The 25,169-nt window shown below is 72.1% G+C and carries 23 protein-coding genes; 6 read left to right on the top strand and 17 right to left on the bottom strand.

Annotated elements, in window-relative coordinates; all coding sequences use genetic code 11:
• Positions 1-544: 544 nt before the first annotated feature.
• From B085_RS0122090 to B085_RS43375, 5 genes are all read right to left on the bottom strand, one after another.
• Entirely contained in the window at positions 545-883 is a 339-nt protein-coding gene (locus B085_RS0122090) for a MerR family transcriptional regulator (RefSeq protein WP_018560769.1), read from the bottom strand.
• 930 nt (positions 884-1,813) lie between these two features.
• On the bottom strand, positions 1,814-2,071 hold the full coding sequence (locus tag B085_RS51990; protein WP_420706621.1) for a hypothetical protein: 258 nt from the start codon (positions 2,069-2,071) through the stop codon (positions 1,814-1,816).
• Between the two features lie 71 nt (positions 2,072-2,142).
• Positions 2,143-2,874 (bottom strand): hypothetical protein, encoded by a 732-nt coding sequence (locus tag B085_RS43380; RefSeq protein WP_018560767.1) that lies wholly within the window; start codon positions 2,872-2,874, stop codon positions 2,143-2,145.
• Between the two features lie 14 nt (positions 2,875-2,888).
• Entirely contained in the window at positions 2,889-3,491 is a 603-nt protein-coding gene (locus B085_RS0122075) for a DUF4328 domain-containing protein (RefSeq protein ID WP_018560766.1), read from the bottom strand.
• A 99-nt stretch (positions 3,492-3,590) separates the two neighbouring features.
• Positions 3,591-4,433 (bottom strand): GntR family transcriptional regulator, encoded by an 843-nt coding sequence (locus tag B085_RS43375; RefSeq protein ID WP_018560765.1) that lies wholly within the window; start codon positions 4,431-4,433, stop codon positions 3,591-3,593.
• A gap of 238 nt (positions 4,434-4,671) precedes the next feature.
• On the opposite strand from B085_RS43375, the gene B085_RS0122065 reads away from it, so the two are divergent.
• Complete coding sequence (locus B085_RS0122065) at positions 4,672-6,111, top strand: cellulose binding domain-containing protein (protein WP_018560764.1); 1,440 nt, start codon at positions 4,672-4,674, stop codon at positions 6,109-6,111.
• Positions 6,112-6,173: 62 nt separating this feature from the next.
• Here B085_RS0122065 and B085_RS0122060 read toward each other — a convergent pair whose 3' ends face one another.
• The 8 genes from B085_RS0122060 to B085_RS0122025 form a co-directional block, all read right to left on the bottom strand.
• Complete coding sequence (locus tag B085_RS0122060; RefSeq protein ID WP_018560763.1) at positions 6,174-6,353, bottom strand: hypothetical protein; 180 nt, start codon at positions 6,351-6,353, stop codon at positions 6,174-6,176.
• A 207-nt stretch (positions 6,354-6,560) separates the two neighbouring features.
• Positions 6,561-7,661 carry a 2,3-diaminopropionate biosynthesis protein SbnA gene (gene sbnA, locus B085_RS43370; protein WP_018560762.1) on the bottom strand — a complete coding sequence of 367 codons (1,101 nt, stop codon included), beginning with the start codon at positions 7,659-7,661 and terminating at the stop codon, positions 6,561-6,563.
• 226 nt (positions 7,662-7,887) lie between these two features.
• On the bottom strand, positions 7,888-8,958 hold the full coding sequence (gene sbnB, locus B085_RS0122050; RefSeq protein ID WP_018560761.1) for a 2,3-diaminopropionate biosynthesis protein SbnB: 1,071 nt from the start codon (positions 8,956-8,958) through the stop codon (positions 7,888-7,890).
• Positions 8,955-9,989 (bottom strand): TauD/TfdA family dioxygenase, encoded by a 1,035-nt coding sequence (locus B085_RS0122045; protein ID WP_037732202.1) that lies wholly within the window; start codon positions 9,987-9,989, stop codon positions 8,955-8,957. The genes sbnB and B085_RS0122045 overlap by 4 nt, the downstream gene beginning before the upstream one ends.
• A complete protein-coding gene (locus tag B085_RS0122040; RefSeq protein WP_018560759.1) occupies positions 9,986-13,240 on the bottom strand; it encodes a non-ribosomal peptide synthetase in 3,255 nt (1,084 codons plus the stop codon). The genes B085_RS0122045 and B085_RS0122040 overlap by 4 nt, the downstream gene beginning before the upstream one ends.
• Positions 13,241-13,271: 31 nt before the next feature.
• Positions 13,272-15,875 carry a Pls/PosA family non-ribosomal peptide synthetase gene (locus tag B085_RS43365; RefSeq protein ID WP_063741061.1) on the bottom strand — a complete coding sequence of 868 codons (2,604 nt, stop codon included), beginning with the start codon at positions 15,873-15,875 and terminating at the stop codon, positions 13,272-13,274.
• A gap of 437 nt (positions 15,876-16,312) precedes the next feature.
• Positions 16,313-17,113, bottom strand: coding sequence for a hypothetical protein (locus B085_RS43360; RefSeq protein ID WP_018560757.1), 801 nt, complete (start codon positions 17,111-17,113; stop codon positions 16,313-16,315).
• Positions 17,110-18,735 (bottom strand): serine/threonine-protein kinase, encoded by a 1,626-nt coding sequence (locus B085_RS0122025; protein WP_026251310.1) that lies wholly within the window; start codon positions 18,733-18,735, stop codon positions 17,110-17,112. The genes B085_RS43360 and B085_RS0122025 overlap by 4 nt, the downstream gene beginning before the upstream one ends.
• Before the next feature lie 186 nt (positions 18,736-18,921).
• On the opposite strand from B085_RS0122025, the gene B085_RS0122020 reads away from it, so the two are divergent.
• Together B085_RS0122020 and B085_RS0122015 are read left to right on the top strand one after the other, a co-directional pair.
• Positions 18,922-19,881, top strand: a complete 960-nt coding sequence (locus B085_RS0122020) for a lytic polysaccharide monooxygenase (RefSeq protein WP_051102135.1) — start codon at positions 18,922-18,924, stop codon at positions 19,879-19,881.
• Between the two features lie 47 nt (positions 19,882-19,928).
• On the top strand, positions 19,929-20,600 hold the full coding sequence (locus B085_RS0122015) for an HAD family hydrolase (RefSeq protein WP_026251309.1): 672 nt from the start codon (positions 19,929-19,931) through the stop codon (positions 20,598-20,600).
• A 10-nt stretch (positions 20,601-20,610) separates the two neighbouring features.
• Here the strand turns inward: B085_RS0122015 and B085_RS0122010 are convergent, their stop codons facing one another.
• A complete protein-coding gene (locus B085_RS0122010; RefSeq protein WP_018560753.1) occupies positions 20,611-21,621 on the bottom strand; it encodes a questin oxidase family protein in 1,011 nt (336 codons plus the stop codon).
• Positions 21,622-21,724: 103 nt separating this feature from the next.
• Positions 21,725-22,147, bottom strand: coding sequence for a nuclear transport factor 2 family protein (locus B085_RS0122005; protein WP_018560752.1), 423 nt, complete (start codon positions 22,145-22,147; stop codon positions 21,725-21,727).
• A gap of 131 nt (positions 22,148-22,278) precedes the next feature.
• Here B085_RS0122005 and B085_RS0122000 point away from each other — a divergent pair, with 131 nt between their 5' ends.
• Positions 22,279-22,848 carry a PadR family transcriptional regulator gene (locus B085_RS0122000; RefSeq protein WP_018560751.1) on the top strand — a complete coding sequence of 190 codons (570 nt, stop codon included), beginning with the start codon at positions 22,279-22,281 and terminating at the stop codon, positions 22,846-22,848.
• 18 nt (positions 22,849-22,866) lie between these two features.
• On the opposite strand, the gene B085_RS0121995 is transcribed toward B085_RS0122000, so the two are convergent.
• Positions 22,867-23,121: a hypothetical protein gene (locus tag B085_RS0121995; RefSeq protein WP_018560750.1), complete on the bottom strand. Its 255-nt coding sequence runs from the start codon at positions 23,119-23,121 to the stop codon at positions 22,867-22,869.
• Between B085_RS0121995 and B085_RS45815 the strand changes: the two genes are divergently transcribed.
• Positions 23,110-23,382 (top strand): hypothetical protein, encoded by a 273-nt coding sequence (locus tag B085_RS45815; RefSeq protein ID WP_018560749.1) that lies wholly within the window; start codon positions 23,110-23,112, stop codon positions 23,380-23,382. The genes B085_RS0121995 and B085_RS45815 overlap by 12 nt on opposite strands.
• Before the next feature lie 15 nt (positions 23,383-23,397).
• Here the strand turns inward: B085_RS45815 and B085_RS0121985 are convergent, their stop codons facing one another.
• Entirely contained in the window at positions 23,398-24,360 is a 963-nt protein-coding gene (locus tag B085_RS0121985; RefSeq protein ID WP_078620009.1) for a LysR family transcriptional regulator, read from the bottom strand.
• Positions 24,361-24,466: 106 nt separating this feature from the next.
• On the opposite strand from B085_RS0121985, the gene B085_RS0121980 reads away from it, so the two are divergent.
• Entirely contained in the window at positions 24,467-25,162 is a 696-nt protein-coding gene (locus B085_RS0121980; RefSeq protein ID WP_018560747.1) for a type 1 glutamine amidotransferase domain-containing protein, read from the top strand.
• Positions 25,163-25,169 lie beyond the last annotated feature (7 nt).

Genomic DNA, 25,169 nt, shown 5'->3' with positions numbered 1-25,169 from the left:
CTCTCACCCTACGGCGCGTGCCTTCCGCCGGAACGGCGTTCGAACAGATCTCCGGTACGTGTCCAGGGCGGCGGCCAGTCAGAACCGGGCGGAGGTGGGAACAGTGGCCGTTCGTACTTCTCGCCCCACGCCTCCATCGGCCGGCGGTCGTCGATGAGGTCCACCGGCCTGGCACCCCAGGCAGGCGTCGCCCCACTTCGGCACCCACGGACACGGCGCGGCATCGATGCCGTCCTGGTGCATGCCGCACGGGGTTGGCGCCGACGCAGCCGTACGCATGGGCACGTGGCGGCGGACCCGCCCAATCCGCCGGCCCCGGCAGAAGGCTGATGGTGCCGTGACCCTGCAGGAGAAGGGCCCCGCGAGCTGGTTTATCAAGCTGACTGGGCTTGTGCGGCCTGAACCCATCCAGCCCAGTCCGGTGTCTCCCGCTCACATTTCAGCGAGTGGTTCGCCGAGCTCACCAGTGCATGGGACGCCGCAGGGCCGGCAATCGGCGGGTGACGGCCTCGAAGCGCACGTGGCAGACCCCAAACCCATCGTCTCAGGTCTCGGTAGGCGGGTCCGGCGGTCCGGCGGCGCGGCGGTACTCGGCGTTGATGCGCCGGGCTTCTTCGAGTTGGTCTTCGAGGATGATGATGCGGCACGCGGCTTCGATGGCGGTGCCCTGATCGACGAGCTCGCGCGCGCGGGCGGCGATGCGCAATTGGTAACGGGAGTAGCGGCGGTGGCCGCCGGCGGAGCGGAGCGGGGTGATGAGGCGGGCTTCGCCGATTGCTCGGAGGAAGCCCTGGGTGGTCCCGAGGATTTCGGCAGCCCGGCCCATGGTGTAGGCGGGGTAGTCGTCGTCGTCGAGACGGCCGTACGAATCATCTGCTGTCATTGAACCTCTCTCATGGAACGCGTTGAGGGGCCCGGATGCCGTACTGGCACCCGGGCCCCGAAGGAACTGTTACACCATCTGCCGGCCCTGGTACTTTGCCGGCCTTCTGTGTCCGCCGACCCGACCGAAAGGCTGTCGGGGTTGCGGGGATCGCGATTGCTTGACCGGAGACCACCTCACTATCGATGTCCTGCGGTACCCGGGTCCCAAGATGTCGGCCCGGGCGATCCTGATGGTGCTCGGTTCCTCCGTTCTTCCCTCAGTGATCAACTGTGTACTGCCGGTGATGCGACCTGCAAGTGGCCTAGGGAAGCGCCACTTTCGGCAGTCTTGGAATCCCACTGCCGAACTGCCCGATGCGTGCGCCCGCAGCCGACGCCTTCACCAGGGTGCTGCTCACTTGCCTTCGCTGCTGAGTACTACTGCGTCAACTGCGGTACAGCTCGTGGCGGCCCCTGATCACTGCGGGCCACCCGGTCCGGCCGTCAGTCCCGTCGCCGTCCTGCAACCACCCTGGCTACGCAACTCCACCACCGCACCGTCCTGCACACTGCAACCAGCTGTACTGCGGGTACTGCTGACCGGCAGTTCGTCTCTGCCAGGCCCTTCTGTCTCCTCTGGGCTACAGGAGAAACCATAACGACACCAGCGCCCAATGTCTACTCTGGCCACCATAGATTTTCCGCAGTGCGACGGTGAGGGAATCGGCCTCGCGTCGGGCGGAAGCGCGGGGAGCGGACCCTTTGCTGTACACGGCAGCGGTGGCGAGGAAGTCCGTCTCCTCCGGTGCGCGGGCCGCGGCCTCGAAGGGCTCGTTCGCCACATCGACCGCGGTCAGCTCACCGCGGACGAGCTCCTGTGCCAGGCCGAGGAGTACGCGCCTGCATGATGCCGAGTTCGCTCAGGGCCCGGTCGTACAGCTCACGGATCTCAGCGGGACCGTCGCGGCGCGACAGTCCGGCGAGCTCCCGGAGCGCGGGTGAGTCGTCGCCATCGGCGGGTTGCGCCCGTCGTCCGTCCACCGGGCGTCCGCCCCGGCGGCCGGCGTCGCCACGGCCTCGGACCAGGGGCCAGGTCGTCCGGATCGAGGCACGGTTCCAGGCTGCGGGCGAAGCCGCTCCTCACGGCGGTCTCCGCGTCCAGGAACCCGTGCCGGGGCAGCCCACCGGGCATGTGCCGCCCCGGCACGCGGACGAGGAGAACGCTCTCGTCCTCGGTCAGGGAGACGAGATCCACCGCCCCGGGTCCCCGTCAATCCGTCAGAGGTCCAGCAGGTGGATACGGCGGCGGGACGAGGGGGCGCCCAGGGTGATCGCGGGGCGGGTCCTGGCGGGGGTGCCGGGTACGGCGCGCTCCAGGTGGACGCGGCCGCCGAGTTCCACCAGGCCGTCCGGTGCGGGTGCGGTGAGGATCTGGGAGCCGCGGCCCTGGGCGATGTTGAGGGCGCGGTCGAGGCGGTCGGTGAGCAGGAGCGCCGCCGAGCCGGTGGCCTCGACCTCCCTGACGCCGTCACCGCGGCCCGGGAAGCCGCGGGCGCGGACCCGTCCGGCGGGCTCGTCCTCCCAGGCCCAGGCGTAGATCCATTCGCCGGGCGGCGGCACGGGCAGCGCGTCCACCTCCTCGGGCGAGTCGTACTGCCGCAGGGTGCGGGGCGGGGCCCAGGCGGGGCTGGCCTCGAGCCAGGTGAACTCGCCGTCGAGGCGGACGCCCACCACGCCGGCGGGGGTGATCAGTTCGGGGGCGTCCAGCAGCCAGGCGGCGCCCATGCAGGGGGTGCCGGCGAAGGGCAGCCGGCCGTCGGCGGAGCGGATGTCGATGATGCCCCGCTCGGGATCGTCGACGAACACGGTCTCGGTGAAGCCCGATCGCCGGGCGAACGCGACCCGCTCCTGTTCGTCGGTGACGGTGCTTCCGTCACGCACCACGGCGAGCCGGTCGCCGTGCCCGCCGGCGGGTCCGCAGAAGACCCGCACTATGTCGTAGCCGGTCATGGTCGCAGCCTGCCTCATGCCTGCGTGACGGCGGAGAGGGGAGCCGGGGCGCCGAGTGCGGCGCCCTGGAGCGAGGTGATGCGCTCGATGAGGAGGCACAGCAGCACTGCCGCGGCGAGCATGAGCGCCTCGGCGACCGCCAGCGCGGTCCGCGAGCCCGGGGCGGCCTGAGTGGTCAGCGTGAGAACGACCCCGTGCCCGATCCAGGCCGCCCACCAGAGGTTCACCTGTGTCGAGTCGCGTTTCGGGTTCCATGACGGGGAACTCGCGCGTCCGATGTCGAGGACGAACTGCCGCGGCATGAAGAAGTTCAGCACGGGGACGAACCACGACCCGATCAGCCAGCCTCTGCCCGGGAGCGCGGCCTGCGGGGCCAACACCAGGGCATTGCGCCGGGACCGGGCCAGCCACACGAGGAAGAGCACGGCCGCGATCGTCATCAGATAGACGAAGACCTGGGAGACGAGGCCGGAGGTGTGCCGGGTCGCGGCTGAGGGATGGATCTGGCGGTTCTGGACGGCCACCGCCCGGAACACGTCGACAACGGCGGCCGCGGCTATCGCCACCTGCGCGCAGCGGGCAAGGGTCAAGGGGGAGTCGGGGGACTTGCTGGACATCGTGGATGGCCTGTCTCGGGTCGTGCGCGGCTCCGGTGGACACGGGAGCGGAGCGATCATAGGGGCTGAGGGGCGCACGTGTGTACGGCTTGCGGGTCCTCATCCGCGGGGCTGTACGTCCCCCATCACATGGGCGAGCGTGCCGGCCGGGGCGGCGCGCTCGTCGGGGGGCATGCCGGGGTGGTGCCCGGCGGTCACGGGCAGGCCCGCGGACGCCGGGCCGGCGAGGGACAGGCGGGAGACGATGCGGTAGCGGTCGCCGCGGTAGAGGGAGTGCACGTACTCCACGGGGCGGCCGGCGGCGTCGCTGGTGAGGCGGTCGAAGAGCAGCGCGGGGGAGAGCACCGGCACCTGCAGCAGGCGGGCCTCCTCCTCGTTCGCGACCGTGGGTTCGATGGACTGGACGGCTTCGTGGACGAGGACGCCGTGCCGCTCCCGCAGGCAGGCGTAGAAGTCCCCGGACTCCATGTCGGCCGCCCGCAGGCCCGGCACCAGCTCGGCCGGTACGTGCAGGTACTCGACGGCCATCGGCTCGCCGTCGACGAGGCGAAGCCGGGCGATGTAGACGATCTCGGCGGCGGGCGACACCCGGAGCTTGCGGCCCACGCGGGCACCCGCCCGCACCGTGGCGAACTCCAGGACGCGGCTGAGCCAGTGGCCGGAGGCCTGCGGCAGGCTGAAGGCGTTCTTCCCCTGGGCGAGTTCCTGGGTGATCTTCGCGGGGGCGACGAACATGCCGCTCCCGTGGCGCCGGACGAGCAGTCCGGTGGTGACCAGTTCGTCGACGGCCGAGCGCACGGTGGGCCGGGAGACGTCCAGTCGCTCGCACAGGGCGCGCTCCGACGGGATCGGGGTGCCCGGTGCCTGTGACTCCACGAGTTCCAGGAGGTGGTCGCGGACCCGTTCCCGTTTCAGCGGCGACCGCGGTGCCTCACCCGTCATGCGCCCCGCCCCCTCTTCTCGGCCGTGCGGTGGATGCCGTGCCCACGAGGCTATCCAGTTGCTGACCAGTTCTCCAGCGTTTCCGGCACTCGCATAAGGTGCGGGCGCCCCGAATTCCCTTCCTGTCAGGGGACTTGACCCCTCATCTGGTCTATGCCACCTTCCCTTACCAGTGGAAGACCAGTTGCCAAGTGGTAAGCCCTCCCCCACGTGCTCCACCCGACTGGAAGGGGTCCCCATGTCAGGACCGTTCCGCACCACCGCCCGGGTCCGCACCGCCATCGCCGCCTGTACGACGGCGGGTCTCGCCTGCGCCGGACTCGTCGCGTTGCCCGCTTCGGCCGCGGCGACCACACTCACCGCGCAGTACCGGACGAGCGCGTCCGGGGCCACCGCGGACCAGGCCGAGCCCTGGCTCGAGATCACCAACCGGGGCACCTCCTCCGTACCGCTCAGCGAGGTGACCCTGCGCTACTACTTCAAGGCGGACAGCTCCACCACCGCGTACCGCTTCGCGTGCTCCTGGGCGGTCAAGGGGTGCGCCAACATCACCGGCACGTTCGGCAACCTCGCCAACCCCACCGCCACCGCCGACCGTTACCTGGAGATCGGCTTCACCTCCGGCGCGGGTTCGCTCGCCGCGGGACAGAACACCGGCGACATGCAACTGCGCTTCTACCGCGCGGACTGGCAGCGTCTGACGCAGTCCGACGACTACTCCTTCAACGGCTCCCGGACGACGTACGCCGACTGGGACAAGGTCACCGTGCAGCGCGGCGGCCCGGTCGTCTGGGGCACCGCTCCCGCCGGCAACGACCCCACGGACCCGCCCACCGATCCCCCCACGGACCCACCGACCGACCCCGACGCGCCCGCGCTCTTCGACGACTTCAGCTACACCTCCAGCAGCGACCCCGCGCTGCAGAACCACGGCTGGACCGTGAAGTCCGGCCAGGGCGGTCCCGGCGTACCGGGCGCCACGTGGTCACCGCAGGACGTCACCTTCGTGGCGGGCACCGGGGGCAACAAGGTCATGAACCTCCGCCTCACCACCGACGGCACCGCCGCCGGCACCAAGGAGAGCGAGATCCAGACCACCGCCCGCAAGTTCCGCAACGGGACGTACGCCGCCCGCGTGCGCTTCAACGACACGCCGACCGGCGGCCCCGACGGCGACCACGTCGTCCAGACGTTCTTCGCCTTCACCCCGCTCAACGCCCCGATGGACCCGAACTACAGCGAGCAGGACTTCGAGTACCTGCCCAACGGCGGCTGGGGCGAGCCGAGCAACATCATGTACACGACGTCCTGGGAGACCTACAACCCGGACCCGTGGAACGCGGTCAACACCCACTCGGAGAGCCGCCAGAGCTACGAGGGGTGGCACGACCTGCAGATCACCATCGACAACAGCGCCATCACCTACTACATCGACGGCCAGGTGTTCGGCTCCCACGGCGAGCCCTACCTGCCGGAGACCAGCCAGTGGATCGACTTCAACCACTGGCTGATCGACCTCACCGGTCAGACGGGCAGCGCCCCGCGCTCGTACAACCAGCAGGTGGACTACGTCTACTTCGTCAAGGACCAGGAGCTGACCCCGGCCCAGGTCGCCGCCAAGGTGGCCGCCTACCGCACCGCGGGCACCGCCTTCACCGACACCGTCCCCGGCAGCTGACCGGGCCCCGTGCCGCCGCCCACCGCCACAGGGGCGCGGTGGGCGGCGGCACGGACCGCCCCCTACGGAAGCGACCAGGCTTCGGTGACCGCGCCGTGTTTCACCCGGGCCTTGACGGCGCCGGGCCCGACCCAGGCCCCCGTTCGGGCCTCGGACCCCTGGTCCGCCGCGGCTACCGCGCCCGCGGCGATCAGCACGGTGGCGGCGGACAGTGCCAGAGCGGCGGCGGTGCGTCGGATCATCGTAGGTCCCCCCTCGGTCCCAGGTGTCGTCGTCGACCCTGCTCACGAGGGTACGGGGGCGCACCCGGGCGGGGATGAGTACGCGTGCTCAAGCCCGATCGGCGGAACCACTCAGTCGGTGTTCGCCCGCACGCGGACGTGCTGCTGCGGCGGTCGATGACCGCCGCAGCAGCATGTGTCGACGGGGGCGGCGTCGCCGCCCGGACGTCAGTGCAGTTGACCGTCGGGGGAGACCGACGGCGTCGTCGCCGGTTCGGCGGGGGCCGCCGCGGACGCGGAGGACGCCGCGGCCCAGGCGGCCTCGGCCGCCGCCGCCCACGCGGGGTCGGCCCAGGAGGTGTCGGCCCGTTCGTCCGGTTCGAGGACGTCCTCGCCATACAGGTCCTGCAGCCAGTTGCTCTGGTAGATCGTGTCGAGGTAGCGCTCGCCGAGGTCCGGCGCGATCGCCACCGACGTGAGGCCGGGCGCCCCGTTCTTCTCGAGCCAGCTCGTCGCGCCGCTGACCACGGTGCCCGTCGAGCCGCCGAACAGGAAGCCGCGCCGGGCCAGCCGGTGGCAGGCGCGGATGGTGTCCGCCTCCTCGACCAGGACGACCTCGTCCACGAAGGACTCGTCGAGCAGCGGCGGATGGACGCTCATTCCCAGCCCGGGGATCATCCGGCGGCCGGGCGCCCCGCCGAACGTCACGGAACCGACGCTGTCCACCGCGACGACCTTGACCGGCCGGGACCACTCGCGGAACCAGCGGGCGCAGCCCATCAGCGTCCCCGTGGTGCCGGCCCCGACGAACACGACGTCGACCTCGGGGAACTGCCGCGCGATCTCCGGAGCGGTCGTCCGGTAGTGCGCCCGCCAGTTGCCCGGGTTCGTGTACTGGCTGAGCCACACGTACCGGTCGTCCGAGGCGCAGAGCGCGCGGACGAAGTCCAGCCGCGCGCCGAGGTAGCCGCCGTGGGCGTCCGGCCCGGAGATGATGTGCACCTGGCTGCCCAGGGCCTTCATCAGCAGCCTGGTCGACAGGTTGCACCGTGCGTCGGTGACGCACAGGAACCGGTAGCCCTTGCTGGCGGCGATCATGCTCAGTGCCACGCCCAGATTGCCGGACGAGGACTCGACCAGGATCGACTCCGGAGTCAGGATCCCCTCCCGCTCGGCTGTCTCCACCATCTCGGTCGCGGCTTTGAGCTTGATCGAGCCGGCGAAGTTGAAGCCCTCGCACTTGAGGAAGAGCGACTGCCCGAAGATCGACTCGAGGTCGACGAAGAGCTGTTCCTCGTTGAAGGCCTGGGGAACGGATATGACTGTCACGATGGCCTCCTCATCTGCAGCGCCTGTCCCGTCCAGACGGGGGAGCAGCGCGTCAGCGGCCGCTGTGTCCTGCACTGATGAGCTTGCGTGGCTGGACCGTTGGTCTTTCCCGGAGGTACCTCCGCATGCGGCTCCTTGTGGTCGGTCGCCGTGGTGCCCGTCCCGGTGTCGGGGGCCCGGGCCCAGGTCCGGGGGCCCGGTGTCGTGGGGGCGGGGCCGCGGCCGTTCATCCGTACCGGCGCATTTCGTGGAAGAAGTCGTCGACGACCCGCAGCTCGCCGGAACGCGCCACCTCGTCGTAGACGTACTTGCCGACCGCGAGGTCGAGGACCCCGAGTCCGAAGGGCGAGAACACCACGGGCCGGTCCTCGCGGAGCGCCACCCGGCCGGCGATCACGTCGTCCAGCGTGCCGGCCAGGAAGTCGCGGTTGCCGGTCTGCTGCTCCGCCAGGTGCGGCGACGTGTCCGCCTTCAGGCAGTGCTCGACGTCGTCGACCACGTTGGTCGAGCCGAGCACGATCTCCGGCGTGAGGTCGCGCAGCGACATGTGCAGCACGAGCGGCTTGTGCCCGAACCAGGTCATGTCCCCCACGTGGGGCCGGCCCGCGACGGTGGCGAAGACCACCAGGTCGCTCTCCCGGACGAGCTGCTCGGGGTTCTCGTACACGGTGACGCGTCCCGGGGCGCCCGTCTGCTCGACGTAGCCGCGGAAGCCCTTGGCGCTCTCGGCCGACAGGTCGTGCACGCCGACCTCGTCGAAGTGCCAGCCCGTGCCCACCAGGTAGGTGTGGATGTAGCGGGCGATCAGCCCCGTCCCGAAGAACCCCACGCGCCGGGGGCGCCGGTCCGGGCGGCTCAGCCGGTCGGCGGCCAGGGCCGCCATCGCCGCCGTCCTGGTGGCGCTGATGATGGAGCTCTCCAGGCACGCCATCGGGTAGCCCGTGTCGTGGTCGTTGAGGATGAGCACCGCCGAGGCGCGGGGGATCCCCGCCGCCACGTTCTCCGGGAAGCTGGAGATCCACTTCAGGCCGTCCACGCGTACCTCGCCGCCGATCGAGGCCGGCAGGGCGATGATCCGGGCGGTGGGACGATCGGGGAACCGCAGGAAGTACGACGGCGGGTTCACCGAGTCACCGGCGGAGTGCAGCCGGTAGGTGGTCTCCACCAACTCCGTGATCTGCTTCTCGCGCCCGTGCAGGGCACGCTGGACCTGGACACCGGGCACCACCGCGAACGGCGGTACGATGAGCGGCCCGGAGGGCGCGGAACCCTGGGCGGCGGAGCGGTTGCTGGTCATGCGGTCGTCACCTCGACGGTCGGGGAGCAGTCGGCCAGGCGCACCGCGTCGGCCATGCCGACCAGCACTTCACGGGAGCCCTCGTAGGCCTCGCGGCTGTGAGCGGTGCGGATGTTGTCGACGAGCATCAGGTCGCCCGTCTGCCACGGCTCGCGGGCGGTGTTCGCCTCGTAGACGGTGTTGAGCAGCTGGACGACGTCCGCGCCGATCGGGTCGCCGTCGCCGAAGCGGGTGTTGAACGGCAGGCCCTCGGCGCCGTACATGTCCACGAGGTACTCGTGCACCTCGGGGTCCATCGTCCATTCGTTGAGGAACGCGATCTGGTTGAACCAGCAGCGCCGGCCCGTGACCGGGTGGCGGACGACGGCACTGCGCCGCTGGCGGGTGCGCAGGGCCCCGTCCGGCTGCCACTCGAAGGCGATGGCGTTGGCGCGGCAGTAGTCCTCGACGGCGGAACGGTCGTCGGTGCCGAAGGCCTCGGCGACGGTCGCCCCGATCTCGTCGTTGTAGCTGCGGGTGAGCAGCCAGCCCTCGCGCTCGAAGCGCTGGACCAGCTCGGGCGGCAGTGCCTCGAGCACGGCCGGTGCGTCGGCCACCGCCGTCGCCCCGCCCTTCTCCGGCGCGGTCAGACAGGCGAACATCATCATGCCGGGGAACTCGAGCCGGTAGCTCAGTTCGTGGTGCATGCACATCGGCTGGTTGGGCGGCCAGTTGGAGGAGGAGTACAGGCCCTCGGCGTAGGTCTGCCGGGACGCGAAGGCCTCCTTCTCGGCGGTCAGCCGGCCGGCCAGCCGCCGGACGACGCCTGCGGCCTTGTCCGCGGCGGTCAGGCCGAGGCCGCGGATCAGGACCGAGCCGTGCTCGGCGACGACCGCGCGCAGCGCGTCGCGGTATCCGTCGGCCCAGCCCGCCGGGTCCTCGACGGCCCCGGTGCGCAGGATCGGGGGTGAGCCGGGCCGCAGCTCGAGGTCGAGCAGGGACGGAGGGGAAGCTGAGGTCGACAACTGCGTCTCCTCTCGGTTCGCGTTCATGGGGAGGCCAGGAGTTCGGCGGCGCGCAGGACCGCCTGCGCCACCTCGTCCGGGCAGGTGCGGGGGAAGTGGTGGCCGCCGCGGGCGAGCTCGTACAGATCGACGTGCTCGGCCAGCAGCCGCCATTCGCGGTACCGGCGGGAGTGGTCCGCCGTGTACGGGTCGTCGGCGGCGACGACCACGGTGACCGGCGCGGACAGCCGCACCGGCGGTGCGGAGTCGAGGGCGTCGGCGAAGTATCGGTGGGCCGCCACGCAGTCGTGGCGGTAGGCGGCGGCGACGTGCTCGGCACGCGTCCTGTCCAGCTCGGCGAGCTGGCCGTAACCGCCGTCGCCGCTCAGCTCGGCGGCGATCTCGGCGTCGCTGCGGCCGGACAGCGCCTCGGCCGCGGCGCGCCGCCCGGCGGAGTCGCCGAGCAGCTGCGCGCCGAGGAACACGCGCTGGACCTCGACGCCCCGTTCCTGCAGCCGCCGGGCGGTCTCCACCGCGAGGGCGGTGCCCGAGGAGTGGCCCCACAGCAGGATCCGGGACAGTCCGCGGCCGGCGATCTCCTCGACCACCGCGTCGGCCACCTGCGCCATCGGGGCGAACGCCTCGTGGCGGGCGGCCGGGTCGTGGCCGGGCAGTTCGACGGCGTAGACCGCGCAGCCCGCGGGCCGCAGGGCCGCGGCCAGCGGCCGGAAGTTCACCGCGTTGCCTCCGGCGTACGGGAAGCACACCAGGGCGCCGTGCGGCTCGCCGTCCGGCTCCGACAGGGCCTGCAGCAGTCCGGGCCGGGCCGCCGTCCGGCCGTCGACGACCTCGGCGAGGTCGGCGAGGACGGGGTGGGCGGTGACGTCCTTGAGGGAGACCGCGCGGTCCAGCAGGATCGCCAGCCGCACAGCCGACAGGGAGGTGCCGCCGCGGTCGAAGAAGTGGTCCCGGCGCCCGATCCGCTCCTGCGGGATGCCGAGCACCGTCGACCACGCCTTCGCCAGGCGCAGCTCGGCGGGAGTGGCGGGGGCCTGCCCGTCCGGCTCCGCGGAGTCCCGCTCGGAGCCCTCCTCCGCGGCCAGCGCCGTCAGGGCCTTGCGGTCGATCTTGCTGTTGGCGGTCAGCGGCAGGCTCTCCCTCCAGTGGAAGGCCGCGGGCACCATGTAGGCGGGCAGGGAGGCCGCCAGGTGTTCGCGCAGCGTGTCCGCCGCCACGGGCGCGGGACCCGAGTAGAAGGCGACCAGCTGGCTGCCGTCCTCGCTGACGACGACCGCGCCGTCGCGCACGCCCGGCGCATGGACCAGGGTGTTCTCGATCTCGCCGATCTCGATGCGGAAACCGCGGATCTTGACCTGGTGGTCCTTGCGGCCGAGGAACTCCAGCGTGCCGTCCGGGTGCCAGCGACCGTAGTCGCCGCCTCGGTACAGCCGCTCACCGGACCGGTGGGGGTCGGTCAGGTACGTCTGGCGGGTGCGCTCGGGGTCGTTGATGTAGCCGCGGCCCACGCAGACGCCGGAGAAGACGACCAGACCCGGCGCGCCCAGCGGCACCGGGGACAGGTGCTCGTCGACGACGTACACGCGGACGTTGTTGACGGGCCGGCCCAGCGGCACCCAGTCGGTGTCCGGGACCCGGTCCATCACCGCGTGGTTGGTGTCGTCGCTGGTCTCGGTCAGCCCGTAGGCGTTGACCAGCTTCACACCGGGCCGGGCGGCGAACCAGCGCCCGATGAGGTCCTTCTTCAGGGCCTCGCCGGTCACCGACACGCAGCGCAGGTCCGGCAGTTCGCGCGGCTGCCGCTCCAGTGCGGACAGCACGACGTCCAGGTAGGAGGGGACGAGCTGGACGACGTTCGCCCGTCCCTCGACGACCTTGTCGAGGAAGCGGTCGGCGTCCAGGATCGTCTCCTGCTCCACCAGCAAGGTGCGTCCGCCGACGAGCAGCGCCGAGACCAGCTGCCACAGCGAGATGTCGAAGCACTGCGGGGCGGTCTGCGCGACCACCTGCCCCTCGCCGATGCCGAGGTCGTCGATCTTGGCGTAGAGGTGGTTGAGGAAGCCCGCGTGCTCGCACATCGCGCCCTTGGGCTCCCCGGTCGACCCGGAGGTGAAGTAGATGTACGCCAGTTGGTCGCGGGCGACGGCCACGCGCGGGTCCTCGCTCGGGTGGTCCTCCGCGTAGGCGTCCTCGACCGGCAGCCGCTGCACCTCGGGGAGCGCGGACAGGGCCTCGTCCAGGGTGGCGGTGCTGCCGCGCTCGGTCAGCACCATGCGGCACTCGGCGCGGGTCAGGGTGCTCCTGATACGGCCGGCCGGGAAGTGCGGCTCGATCGGCAGGTAGGCACCTCCGGCCTTGAAGACCGCCAGCACGGACGCGAGCCAGTCCAGGTTCCGCTCGGTGACCACCGCGACGACGCCCTCGCGTTCCAGACCGCGCGCCAGGAGGGCGTGGGCCAGGCGGTTCGCGCGGGCGTTGAGGTCGCCGTACGTCCACTGGCGGTCCCCGTGGACGGCGGCGACCGCCTCCGGGTGAGCCCGGACCCGCTCCTCGAACAGCTCGTGCATCCGCTGGTCCGGCAGCTTCCTGTGCGGCCCGGCCATCCCGCTGAGCTGCAGCCGGCTCTCCTCGGCCGACAGCAGGCTCTTGCGGGTGTGCTCGGCGTCCAGGTCGGCGGCGATCCGCGCCAGCGCGGCCACGTGGTAGCCGGCGACACGGGCCGCGGCGTCCTCGTCCATGACGTCGGTGGCGTAGCGCAGCCGCAGCGACAGGCGTCCGTCGCGGTCCGAGGCACCGACCCAGAGCACGGTGCCGGGGGCGAGCTCGACACCGCCGCCGGACAGGTCGAAGACCGTCTCGAAGAGCGGCTCGGTCAGGTCGAGTTCCTTGCGGAGCGCGTCGACCGGGAAGTCCTGGAAGGCCAGTACCCGCGACTCGGCGCCGTGCGCGTCCAGCAGCAGGGACCGCCACGAACCGGGGCCCGCCGGCAGCCGGCACGGCAGCACCGCGCCGCCCGCGGCGACGTAACCGGTCACGACGTCGGTCTCGCCGCAGAGCGCGGCCAGCACCTTGGCGTGCGCGGCCAGCAGCACCGAGCCCAGCGGGACGGCGACCTCGTCCGCCACACGGCGCACGGACGCCGTGAGGCCGTCGGGGATCGCCACCACGTGCTCGGCGGCACCGGTGACCGGCTCGGAAGTCCAGCGGGGGATCGCGGTGAACCCGCCCTCGGCGAGCACTCCGCGCCAGAACTCCCGTCCGGCGTGCACTGCCACGTCCATCGAACTGCCTCCACTCGCGGTTTCCACGGGGCTACACACCGCTGATCAGCGCGGTGGCGCGATCGCCGCCGCTGTCGGGGGTCTTCGGGTTCTCGGGCATCTCCCGGGCGGGGTTGCCGCCCCACCGGGCATGCGCGGGGAGTTCCTCGCCCTTCATCACGAAGGAGTCCGGTGCGATCACGACGCCGTCGCCGACGGTCACGCCGTAGTGGACGAGGGCGGCGACCCCGAGGGTGCAGCCGGCACCCAGCGTGCTGTGGTCGGACTTGAAGGCGCCGTCCTCCTGCGAGTGGCTCTGGATCACGGTGCCCGCGTTGAGCGTGCAGTCGTCGCCGATGGCGGCCAGGGAGCGCTCCGGGAGGAAGAGGCCGTCGTCGAAGACCCGGCGCCCGATGCGCACGCCGAGCAGACGCCAGACGACGTTCTTGTACGGGGTGCCGTTGAGGACGTTCAGGTACTCGGTCGCGGCCGTCACCTTCCAGTAGCGTTCGTGCCGCCAGAAGTCGAGGTCGTAGATCGAGCAGTACAGCGGACGCAGACCGCGGAACCTGGTGACGATGCGCTCGCCGAGCACGATGTAGGCGACGGTGACGACCATGACCACGACGTTCGCGACGGCCAGGGCGGCGACGCCGTACGTGGGGTAGAAATCGGCGGCGCAGGAAGCCGTCAGCGCGACCAGGAAGAGCAGCAGCCACTGCAGCATCAGATGCAGCACCGCGGTGCCGGTGTTGTGCCTGTTCTTGTCGGACAGCAGGCGCCGGAACGCGTCGCCGTCCTTCAGGTGGTCGAACCTGCTGTCCCGGTCCACCGTGCGGGGGATCTCGAAGCTGGGCGAGCCCAGCAGCCCGACGTTCTCCCGGACCGGTCCCTCGACGGGGACCATGACCTTCGTGGCCAGCAGGCAGTTCTCGCCCGTCCTGCCCTGGGGCGGATAGGCGATGTGGTTGCCCAGGAAGTTGTGCGGGCCTATCGCCGTCCGGGTGACGCGGAAAGAGGTGCTCGAGTAGTCGGCATTCATGATGGACAGTCCGTCGGCGACCATGGTGCCGCTGCCGACCTTGCTCAGGAACGGATTCTCGTGCTTCACCTCGGTGCCGAAGTTCGAGCCGGTCTGCTCCACCGGCGACAGGTCGTATCCGATGGCGCGCAGGTAGTGCACGACGGCGGAACTGTCGCCGAACAGGACGCGGAAGAACTTCCGGTTGGTGAGGAAGCCGATGCTCCGGTGGACCCCGTAGCGGAACCCGTAGAGCGGGTGGACGGTGTCGGGCTTCACGAGCGGGTGCAGCAGTCGCGGCACGGTGACGACGAGCAGCAGGCCGATCAGCAGCGCCCCGCAGAAGAGCGCGAAGGAGACGGCCAGGGCGTCGGCGTAGAAGGTCCACGTCGTCAGGGCCATCGGGCCCGGCTCCAGCAGGGAGGCCAGCCGCGGGACCGCCGCGAGCAGGATCGCCACCCCGCCGACGGCGAGCGGGACCGAGACGCACACGAGGATCAGCAACTGCGTCAGGCAGTAGGTGACGCGGCGGCTCCTGCCGAACTCCACGGGGGCGACCACGCGGTAGTCCGCCGCGCCCGGCTGCGCGGGGGAGCCGTGCCAGCGCTCGCCGGCGGGGACGGTCTGGCCGGTGTGGAGCGAGGAGGCGTGGCCGAGTTGGGCGCCGTCGCCCATGGAGGTGCCGATGTCGAGCACCGTCACCTCACCGATCAGCACGTCCTTGCCGAGGGTGACCGGGCCGGTCTGGATCGCGCCCGAGTGGCCGCGGTAGCAGGAGAAGTACGAGTCCTTGCGGATCACCGTGCCGTCGCCGATGGTCAGCAGGTCGGTGCAGACCGGGACGTGCTTGGAGAAGACGGCCACGCCGCGGCCTATTCGCGCGCCCAGCGCCCGCAGGTACAGCACGTACAGCGGTGAACCGACGAACAGGACCATGGGGTTCGCCCGGATGAGGGTCCGCACGCACCAGAAGCGGAAGTACGCCAGGCTCCAGATGCGGATCTCCTGCGGCTTCCACCGTCCGACCAGGAGCCACTTGCCCGCGATGGGCAGGGCACAGAGGCCGGCCAGGGCCGCGGCGCCGAACGCCACGGACCGCAGGTACATGCCGAAGGGGCTCGTGCCGGCGGATATCCACTCCGCGCCGCTCATCACCACGAGCGCGGCCAGGTACGAGTAGCCCAGGAAGAACAGGGCCTGCAGCACACCGCAGAGCACATAGCGCGGTGTGCCCCTCGCGGCAGCCGCCTCGATCGCTTCCGGGACCGGCACGTCGGCGAGGGCCGACGCCGCGGCGGGGGCCTGGGCGGCGGCCGGCGCGGCGTCCGCGAAGGCCGCCGCGAGGCTTCTGATCGTCGGATACCGGTAGATGTCCTTCATCGACACCGACGGCAGATCCTGGTGCTTCCGCACCCGGGCGCAGAAATGCGCCATCACCAGGGAGTCGGCACCCATCTCCGTGAAGAAATGGCTGTCGGCCGACACCCGGTCCGTGTGCACGACGCCCGCCAGAATGTCGGCGAGAATCCTTTCCGTGCCGTCGGCCGGGGCGGCGTAGGGACGCCCGGTGGTTGAAGATTCATCGGGATCCGAAGCGGGATCCGACGCCAGGACCTCTGCAGATTTTTCCACGATGTGAGCTCCTTGAGGAAAAGTCGACCACGGGCGGCCGGTAAGGCCGGTACCCGGTGTCCCTCGCGCCCCGGCTGGGCCGGAGCGAGTAATCCGGAAGCCATGCGGTCGTGAGCTCTTCTCTCGCCATACAACCATATGTCGCTCCTCGTAGTCTCCGCCGTCCTCGTTCGGACTGCCACTCGAAGATGATCGAAGTGGCATGTCGCGACCTCGGACTGCGCAAATGCTCGCGAAGGCGCGACGAATCGACGAGTACCGTTCCGGAAAGCCGGAAAAACCATCGATTCGAAAGGTTGCGGGAAAGTCGCGGAGATGCGATAAGCGCTACCGAGAGTGGTCGTCCCGGTCAAGAGAGTTAAAAGGCGACGGGTATTCGCTGAAGCCTCGTCATATGGCCGGGCCCGCCCGCGCCCAGACGGCGCGGGCGGGCCCGGTGGTCACCGGCAGTCGTATGTGAAACCCGTGGTGACGGCGCGGTGGCCGGGGGTGGTGATGCGCAGTTCCGCCTGCGCCCGGTACGTGCCCTGACCGCGGAAGGTCCACAGCAGGTGCAGCCGGGCCTCGTGGCGGCCGCGGGGAACCTCCTCGTACAGCACGTCGGAGGAGGTGCCGTCGTTGCGTAGCCATCGGTAACCGATAGTGCCCGGGCGGCCGTTGGTCGTGACCACCGCGACGAGGTCGACGGTGGTGTCGCAGGGGGGCGCCGACGGGGAGGCGGTCACCGTCACCCCCCGCACCGCGAGGCCCGGGCCGAAGCGCTGCCAGGCGAGGAAGAGCAGCACCGCCGCCAGCACCGTCGCGGCCAGTGCGTACCGCCGCGGCCACCTGCGGCCTGCCGGCCTCGGGGGCGGGGGCGGGGTGATCAGGCCCCGCCAGACCTCGGCGGCGATGTTCGCACGGGCCGCCGCGGCCGGTGTGACACCGGGGCCGAACCGCATCACGTCGCCCTCGACCCGGTCCGGGAGGACGACGCTGTGGCCCGCCTTCACCGTCGGTACCGCCCCTTCGGCGCTGACCGTGGGTTCGAGCCGTGCCGTCGGCGGTGTGGACGGCGCCCAGTGCTCGGCGAGGACGGTGGCGCTGTACTCGGGCTCGGCCGCCGCCCGTACGGGTTCGGGGTCGTGGGGCGAGGCGTCCCGTGGTGCCGCGTCAGCCGGCGGTGCGTCCGCGGGGCCGAGGTGAAGGGTGCGGTCCGTGCGGTCCGTCTCCTCCGGCGGAAGACCGGGCGACCCGTTCACGTGATCACGCAGCCGCGGGTGAGGATCTGCTGGAACGACTGGCCGTTGGCCGCCGCCGGCCCGGTGGTCGCGAGCGCTCCGAACCAACAGCCGCTGCCCCGGGGGAACGTGTGGTCGGCGGTGAACGTGTAGGAGGTCGAGCCGCTGCGGGTGAAGGTCTGCGCGCCGTCGGCGGTGCCGCGCTCCCCCTTCGCGTCACTCGTGTACCAGGCGACCGTGACCGTCACCGGGCGTGCGTCGCTGGCGCGCACCTGGATCGTGGCCGCGGCGCTGAATACACCCGTCTGGGCGAGCGAGGTGACGGAGACGTCGCTCACGCTCACCGGCGGTGTCGGTGACGTGGAGGGCGACGCCGGCGGCGTGGTCGTCACGGACGCGGAAGCCGTGGCCGAGACCGTCGTGGTCGGTGTCGGCGCGGTCGGCGCTGTCGGCGTGGTGACGGCGGTGGGCCCGGTGGCTGCCGGGCCGCTCTCCGTCTGCGAGGGCGACGCACTCGTCGGACCGGGCGAGGGACTGCCCGGTGGAGCCGCCGTCCCCGGCGTGGCGGAGGTGCCGCGCGGAGTCGCTCTCGTCGTTTCCCCTGTCCAGTTGGCGGTCGTCTGCCGTGGGGCCTCGCCCGAGGCCACCGCGGCGAAGGTCAGCAGTCCGGCGACGATCAGTCCGCCCACCGCGGCGAGCATGCCCTGACGTGTCAGGCGCCGCGCGCCGCCGCGGACCAGGGTGGTGGCCAGGTCGGCCGTCCCCGGCGCCGGTCCCGCGGAAGGGAACAGCAGCGGCAACAGCGCCGCGAGCGCGGCGAGCCTGCGCTGCCCTCGCTCCTCCCAGTCGCTTCCGTAGGCCGCTCCCGCGATCACCTCCAGTTCCGCGACGAACGCCTCGGCGTCGGTGGGACGCTCCTGCGGGTCCTTCGCCATTCCGCGGAGGATCAGGCCGCGTACCGCCTCCGGAGCCCGCTCCACCGGCACCGGGGCCTCGATGTGCTGTACGGCCAGTTCGGCGAAGTTGTCGCCCCGGAAGGGCCTGCTGCCGGTGAGGCACTCGTAGAACGTCGCCGTCGCCGCGTACACGTCCGTCGCGGGCGACGTCGCACGCCCGTCCCACTGCTCGGGGGCCATGTAGGCGGGCGTTCCCGCCACGGACCCGTCGGACCCGCTGCGCAAGGCGATACCGAAGTCGACCAGCTTCGACGATCCGTCCGCCGCGACCAGCACGTTCTCCGGTTTGTAGTCGCGGTGCACCACACCGGTGCGGTGGGCGGCGCCGAGGCCGAGCAACGACCCCTTGAGCACCACCAGGGCTGCCTCGGGTCCGGTCGCTCCTTCCTGTCGGAGAAGCGTCCTCAGCGGTAAGCCGTCGACCAGCTCCATGACGATCGCGGCACCCTGGGGACCCTCCACGTACTCGTACAGACTGACGACATACGGTGTATCGAGACCTCCCAGCAACTGTGCCTCGGCGCGGAACTCCTGGAGGAACTCCGGATCGGCCCGGAGTTCGTCGCTCAGGTACTTGATCGCGACGGGCGCTGACGTGGCGTCATGGGACGCGAGCACCACACGCCCGCTGGCGCCCGAGCCCAGCTCTCTGGTCTCGGTGTACCCGGGAGCCCTCCAGCCGCTCATTGAGTTGTCCCCCCTGAACGTGGCGCGGTGCCGGCGACCGCGTCGACTTCTCCTCAACAGACACGATTCCTCCGCGACCGGTTCCCGGGGAACCCCCCACCCGGCTGAACACCCCCCGCCGACCGTCCGTACTACGGGGGGACGTGCGTTCCGATCAACCGAACGGCAACAGGGGAGGCGGCCTGTATGGCCCCATCGCGCCACGTGCTCAGCTCCGTCGTCGCAGGCACGGCCGTCGTGCTGCCGCTGGCCCTGGCGGGGCCGGCCGCGGCCCACGGCGCTCCGGTGTCCCCGGTCAGCCGTGCCGCGGCGTGCGCGTCCGGAAGCGGACAGTACGTGGGGACGGCCGCCTGCCGTGCCGCCGCCGCCGCCAACGGCGGGAGCCGGCCCTTCGCGGACTGGGACAACCTCCGGGTCGCCGGGGTCGCCGGCCGCGACCGCCGGGTGATCCCGGACGGCAGGCTCTGCAGCGGCGGGCTGGCCGCCTTCCGCGGTCTCGACCTACCGCGCACCGACTGGCCGGCCACCCGCCTGACGCCGGGCTCGGCCTTCACCATGGCGTACGGCACGACCATCCCGCACCAGGGCACGTTCCTGCTGTATCTCACCAAGGAGGGCTACGATCCGACCCGGCCGCTGACCTGGTCGGCGCTGGCGAGCGACCCCTTCGTGAAGGTCACCGACCCGCCCGTGTCCGGCGGCGCCTACCGCATCGGCGGGCGGCTGCCCTCGGACCGCACCGGGCGGCACGTCCTCTTCACGATCTGGCAGAACTCCTCGACGCCCGACACCTATTACTCCTGCTCGGACGTCGTCTTCCCGGCCGCGGCCAAGGCGCCGGCCAAGCCCGCCGAGCCGGCGAAGCCCGCCAGGCCCTCGGCGACGGCGGCCTCCGCGAGCCCCGCGGCCACGGCCTCCCGGGACGCGGCGTCCCCCTCCGCCGCCCGGACCTCCGAATCCGCCGCGGCCGCCCCGGCCTCCCCCCGGGACGCGGTCCACAGGCCGGCCACCCGGCCCGTGGCCGCCGAGAGCGAGGGACCGGGACGCACACTGCTGGCCCTCGGCAGCGCCACCCTGCTGGGCGGCATGGCCGCGATCGCCCTGCTGTTCCGGCTGCGCCGCTCGCCGGGCACCCGGCGCCGGTAGGCCGGGCCCCCCGGGGCCGCTCGGCCGGGGCGTGGGATCCTTGCCTGGTGTCCTCGCCCGATCATGCCGGTGCCGTGTTCTTCGACGTCGACGGCACCCTCGTCCCGGGTACGAGTTCGTCCCTCCATCTGGCCGGCTTCCTCGGCCACCGGGAGGAGCTGGCCCGGGCTGAAGAGGCCTACGCAGTTGGTGAACTGAACAACCGTCAGGTATCCGAGCTGGATGCCGCGGGCTGGGCGGGGGTTCCCGTCGAGCGGGTCTCCGGCTGGCTCGACGGGCTTCCCCTGGTGCCGGGCATCGCCGAGACCGTCGCCTGGTGCCGGCGGAACGGGCTGGTGCCCATCCTGGCGACCCTCGCCTGGTCACCCGTCGGCGGTCATCTGGCCGGGCGGTTCGGCTTCCACGCGTTCGGGGGGCCGCGCCTCGAGACGGCCGACGGCCGGTTCACGGGCCGGGTCGCCCGGCACTTCGACGAGTACGACAAACGGGATGTCGCCCTCGCGCAGGCAAGGCAGTTGGGGCTGGATCCCCGAGAGTGCGGGGCCGTCGGGGACAGCCGTTCCGACCTCCCGCTGTTCGCATCCGTCGGGTTGAGTGTGGCGTTCAACGCCTCGGCGGCAGCACGCGCCGCGGCAACCGTCACGGTGGACGGCGCCGACCTGCGAAGCGCGCTTCCCGCCCTGGCCCGCATGGTCTACGCCAGCGGTCGACGGCCCTGAGGGCGCCCGCCTACCGCAGAGGTTCGCTGAGCTCGACGGAGCGCAGAGCGGCCGCCAGGGCCTGTTCGTCCCCGACGTCCAGGGCTGTGTCGGTCAGTTTGAGGACGTGCTCGTCGCCGTGTGCCAGGGCCCGTTCGAAGACCTCCTCGGGGGTGAACGTGCCCGGCGGGGCGTACGCGACGGGCGCGTCCGGCGCGTACATCGCGGTCACCGCCGCGGAGGCCGTCCAGGCGGCCCGCAGGCTCGGCACCCACAGGGCGCGGGGGAGGGCGGGCAGGGTGCGCAGGACGGCATTGGGGGCCGTGGCGGCGTGGACCAGCATCGTCTCCTCACCGTGGCCGTGGGTGGCGTACCGGTGGGTGGCCGCCCGCACCAGTTCGGTCAGGCGGGTACGGGCCTCGTCCGGGTCCGTGACGGAGGCCGCCCACACCGGCAGACCCGTGACGCGGCCGAGGCGCGCCGGGAAGCCGCCGTCCCGTACGGCGATGGGCGCCACCGCGTCGAGAGCCGCGGCCGCGCCGCCCGCGCCGGGCAGCGGGGCGAGCTCCGTGACGGGGTGGTGGCGGGCGGCCCAGTACCCGAGGCCGTGGGCGAGTTCCGCCAGACGGGGCGCGGTGGTCTCACCGGCCAGCAGGGTGCGTACGGCGTGGCCCACCCGGATCACCGGGTGCGTCGAGCCGCCGTACATGCCGGGCAGCAGCCGCGGCCACCACTGCGTGAGCACCTCTCGCCAGGGGCGCTCGGCGATCTCGCGCCCGAAGTAGTCGATCCAGTCGGCGGCGCGCCGCGGATCGCCGAGTGCGGAGCGCCAGCCGGCGGCCGTGACCGGCTCGACGCCGGAGGGGAACTCCTCGAGCTTGCGCGCGTACAGGTCGAGCCAGCGGTGGACGGAAGCGGCCTGCCCGCGAGCGGTGAGGGCCTCGACGGCCATCGGCGCGTGGTTGGTGAGCCGCCCGAGTCGTTCGGGCCCCGATCCGTGCAGCCGCTGGAGCGCCTCGTCCAGGGTCCCTGTCGTATCCATGGCCAGGACAGTAGGCGTCTCGCCAGGGCGGCGTAACCGGCCGCAGACGTAGGACCCCGGCCCTGGTCCGCCGCCCGGCACGCTCCTGCCCGGTGCCGTGGCCCTACGGTGCCGGGACGAGGCCGTCGGCGACGAGGCCGGCCAGGACGGCCTCGCCGAGCGCCTGCACCGCTGACTGAGGGCGCACCATCACGGTGAACTCCTTGATCAGGCCCGCCTCGTCGACCTGCAGCAGGTCGATGCCGTGGATGCTCCTGCCGTCCACGGTGGCGCGGAACACCAGCACGGTCGACGGCGCACCGGTGCCGTCCGCGGCGGTCTCGACCGTGCCGTCCAGGCTCCCCACGTAGTGGAAGTCCTCGAAGGTGCGCAGCAGGACGCCGAAGAGCCCCATCACCATGGGCTTGCCCTCGAACGGGGTGAACTTCACGGGGCTGTAGAGGCGGACGTCGTCGTGGAACAGCTCCTCCAGCGCGCTGAGATCGCTGCGCTCGACGGCGGACCGGAAGCGTTCGGCGGCGGTCATGGCTCCTCCTGGTCGTCCGGCACCGGACACCGGCACTCAGAAAATTGATTAGTCAGTTTCTTGAGTACCATGAGGAGCGTCCACACGGAAGAGCACGCACGCCGGAACAGGCGGACGGAAGGGGAGCCGGGATGGCCCTGCGGCACGCGGTCCTGGCCGCACTCCTGGACGGGGAGCTCAGCGGCTACGAGCTGACGAAGGCGTTCGACATCGGTGTGGCCAACTTCTGGCACGCCCTGCCGCAGCAGCTCTACGCCGAACTGGCCAGGCTGGAGAAGGAGGGGCTGATCGCGGGCCGGGAGGTCGTCCAGGACGGCCGGCCCAACAAGCGCCTCTTCCGCGTCACCGAGGGCGGGTTCGGCGAGCTGGAGCGCTTCGCGGCGGCGGTCGGCAAACCCTCCTTCATCCGCGACGACCTTCTGGTGGCGGTGCAGGCCGCCGACGTCGTCGACGCCGGGCAGCTGATCGCCCGGCTCGGCGAGCGGGCCGCCTTCGCCGACGCCAAGATCGAGCTGTTCGAACGGCTTCTCGCGCGGATGCGCGGAGACCGCAGCGAGGAGGAGTTCCTCGGCCGCGGCCGCCGCGTCGGCCCGTACCTCACCTGTCTGCGGGGCCTCGCCTTCGAGGAGGGCAACCGGGACTGGTGCCGGCGGGCCGCCGAGGTCCTGCGGCGGCGGGCCCGCGTCGCGGAGGAGCGCTGACGGCCCGCCACGCCCGGCTCAGGCCGCCCGCAGCGCGGCCGTCAGCCAGGCGACCGCCGGGGACAGCGCGGGGGGTGCCTCCTGACCGCCGACCCGCGCCAGCAGGTGCCAGTAGCGCTCGTAGCGGGAGTCGTGGGAGATCTCCAGCCGTTCGGCCAGCCACGCCCGGAACTCCGGGCCGTCCGTACGGCCGGACAACTCGGCGTAGGCGGCGACGAGTTCCTCCACGACCGGCCGGGTCGGCGGCGAGCCCGGGTCGATGTGCGCCGTCATCGCGCCGCCCGCCCGCTCGCGCAGCAACTCTGGGAGCTGACCCACCGTCTCTGCCTCGACGGGCCGGCCTGGCCCGGGCCCGGCGCCCTCGACCTCACCGTGTACGGAACGGCCCTCTGCCTGCCGGCTCTCCACTTCGCCGGGACGGGCGCGGTCCTGCTGCGCCGCGGCTTCACGGGTGCCGCGGGAGTGCAGACGGTCTTCCTGACGGGGTGGCTGGTGTCGGCCTCGGTGCTCGCCCTGAGGCTGCTCCCGTCGTGACCACCGCGCCGCGCCTCACCAGGCCCTGGCCTCGCGCAGCAGCAGGTCGCGGACGAGGCCGAGGTGCGGGTGGTGGCCGGCGCCCGGGCGCTGGACGAGGTGGGCGGTGTTGAAGGGCGGGTCCTCGGGTTCCAGCAGCGCCACGAGCGTTCCCTCGGCGAGAGCGGCGGCGCACAGGTAGCGGGGGAGGACGGTGAAGCCCGCGCCCGCGGCGACGGCGGCCAGCACGCCCCGCAGGTCGGGGACGGTCACGGCGGCCTGACCGGTGAGCCGGCGGCCGAACACATGGCGCCAGTAGCGGCGGGCGATCGGCAGGTCCTCGGCGTACGAGACGAGCGGGACGCCGCTCAGCACGCCGGGGCCGCCGGACGCCACGTCCAGCCGGGCGGCCCGCGACGGGGCGGCCACCAGCACGAACTCCTCGTCCATCAGGGGGACGGCGGTGAGCAGCCGGCCGCGCGGGCGGTGCGTGGAGATCACCAGGTCGTGCTGTCCGGCCCGCAGCGACTCCAGCAGGTCGTCGGTGAGCCCGGTACCGATCCGCAGCCGTACGCCGCGCTCGACGAGCGGGGCCAGGGCCGGCAGCACACGCTCGCACAGCAGCTCCGCCGGGCCTCCGAGGCGGACCGGCTCGGCCGGGACGTCCGGGTCGCCGTGCCCGCGCTCGGCGACGGCGGCGAGCGCGTCGAGCGGTTCGGCCACCCGGCCCGCGAGCTCGTCGGCGAAGGGCGTGGCGGCGACCCCGCGGGGCAGCCGCTCGAAGAGCTCCCGGTCGAGCTGCGCCTCGAGCGCACGGATCTGGGTGGTCACCGTCGGCTGGGAGAGTCCCAGCAGGCGCGCGGCCGCGGTGAACGAGCCGGCGCGGTGCACCGCCAGGAACGTGCGCAACAGGGTCAGGTCCAGCGGCCCGCCTCCGGCGCCGCCGCCCCCGTGCCCCGGGCGCCTTCCCGCAGACCCATCGGAATCCGTATGGCTCATGATGGCGATCCTATTGGAAACCGATGGGTGACCCGTCCTACCGTCGTGCTGTCCGGCCCGCCCCGACGCGGGCCGGCGGCAACCGAGCACCCCAAGGAGACCTCACATGGCGAAGATCCTGTTCGTCCTGACCGGCGCCTCGTCCTGGACGCTGTCCGACGGCACCGAGCACCCGACCGGCTTCTGGGCGGAGGAGGCCGTGACCCCGCACCGCGTCCTCACCGCAGCGGGGCACGAGGTCGTCGTCGCCACCCCGGGCGGCGTCGTACCGGCCGTGGACCGCGGGAGCCTCGACCCCGCGTTCAACGGCGGTGAGGAGGGCGCCCGGGCGGTCGCCGAGGAACTGGAGGCGATGACGGCCCTGCGGCACCCGGTCAAGCTGGAGGAGGCGGATCTCGGCGACTACGCCGCGGTGTTCTACCCCGGGGGGCACGGCCCCATGGAGGACCTCGCCGTCGACCCGGTCTCCGGACGCCTGCTGACCGACGCCCTTGACTCGGGCAAGCCGCTCGGCGTCGTCTGCCACGGCCCCGCGGCCCTGCTCGCCGCCGAACGAGCCGACGGCGGCTGGCCGTTCGCCGGCTACCGGCTGACCGGCTTCACCAACGCCGAGGAGACCCAGGCCGGGCTGGCGGACCGCGCCCCCTGGCTCCTGCAGGACCGGCTGGTCGCCCTCGGGGCGGACTTCCAGGAGGGCGAGCCCTGGACGCCCCACGTGGTGGCCGACCGCAACCTGATTACCGGTCAGAACCCCGCGTCGTCCGGCCCGCTGGCCGAGCGCCTGCTCGCCGCGCTCGACTGAGGCTGGA

The sequence above is a fragment of the Streptomyces sp. BoleA5 genome, assembly GCF_000373665.1.
Lineage (GTDB): Bacteria > Actinomycetota > Actinomycetes > Streptomycetales > Streptomycetaceae > Actinacidiphila.
This window is presented reverse-complemented; position numbering and strand designations above follow the sequence as displayed.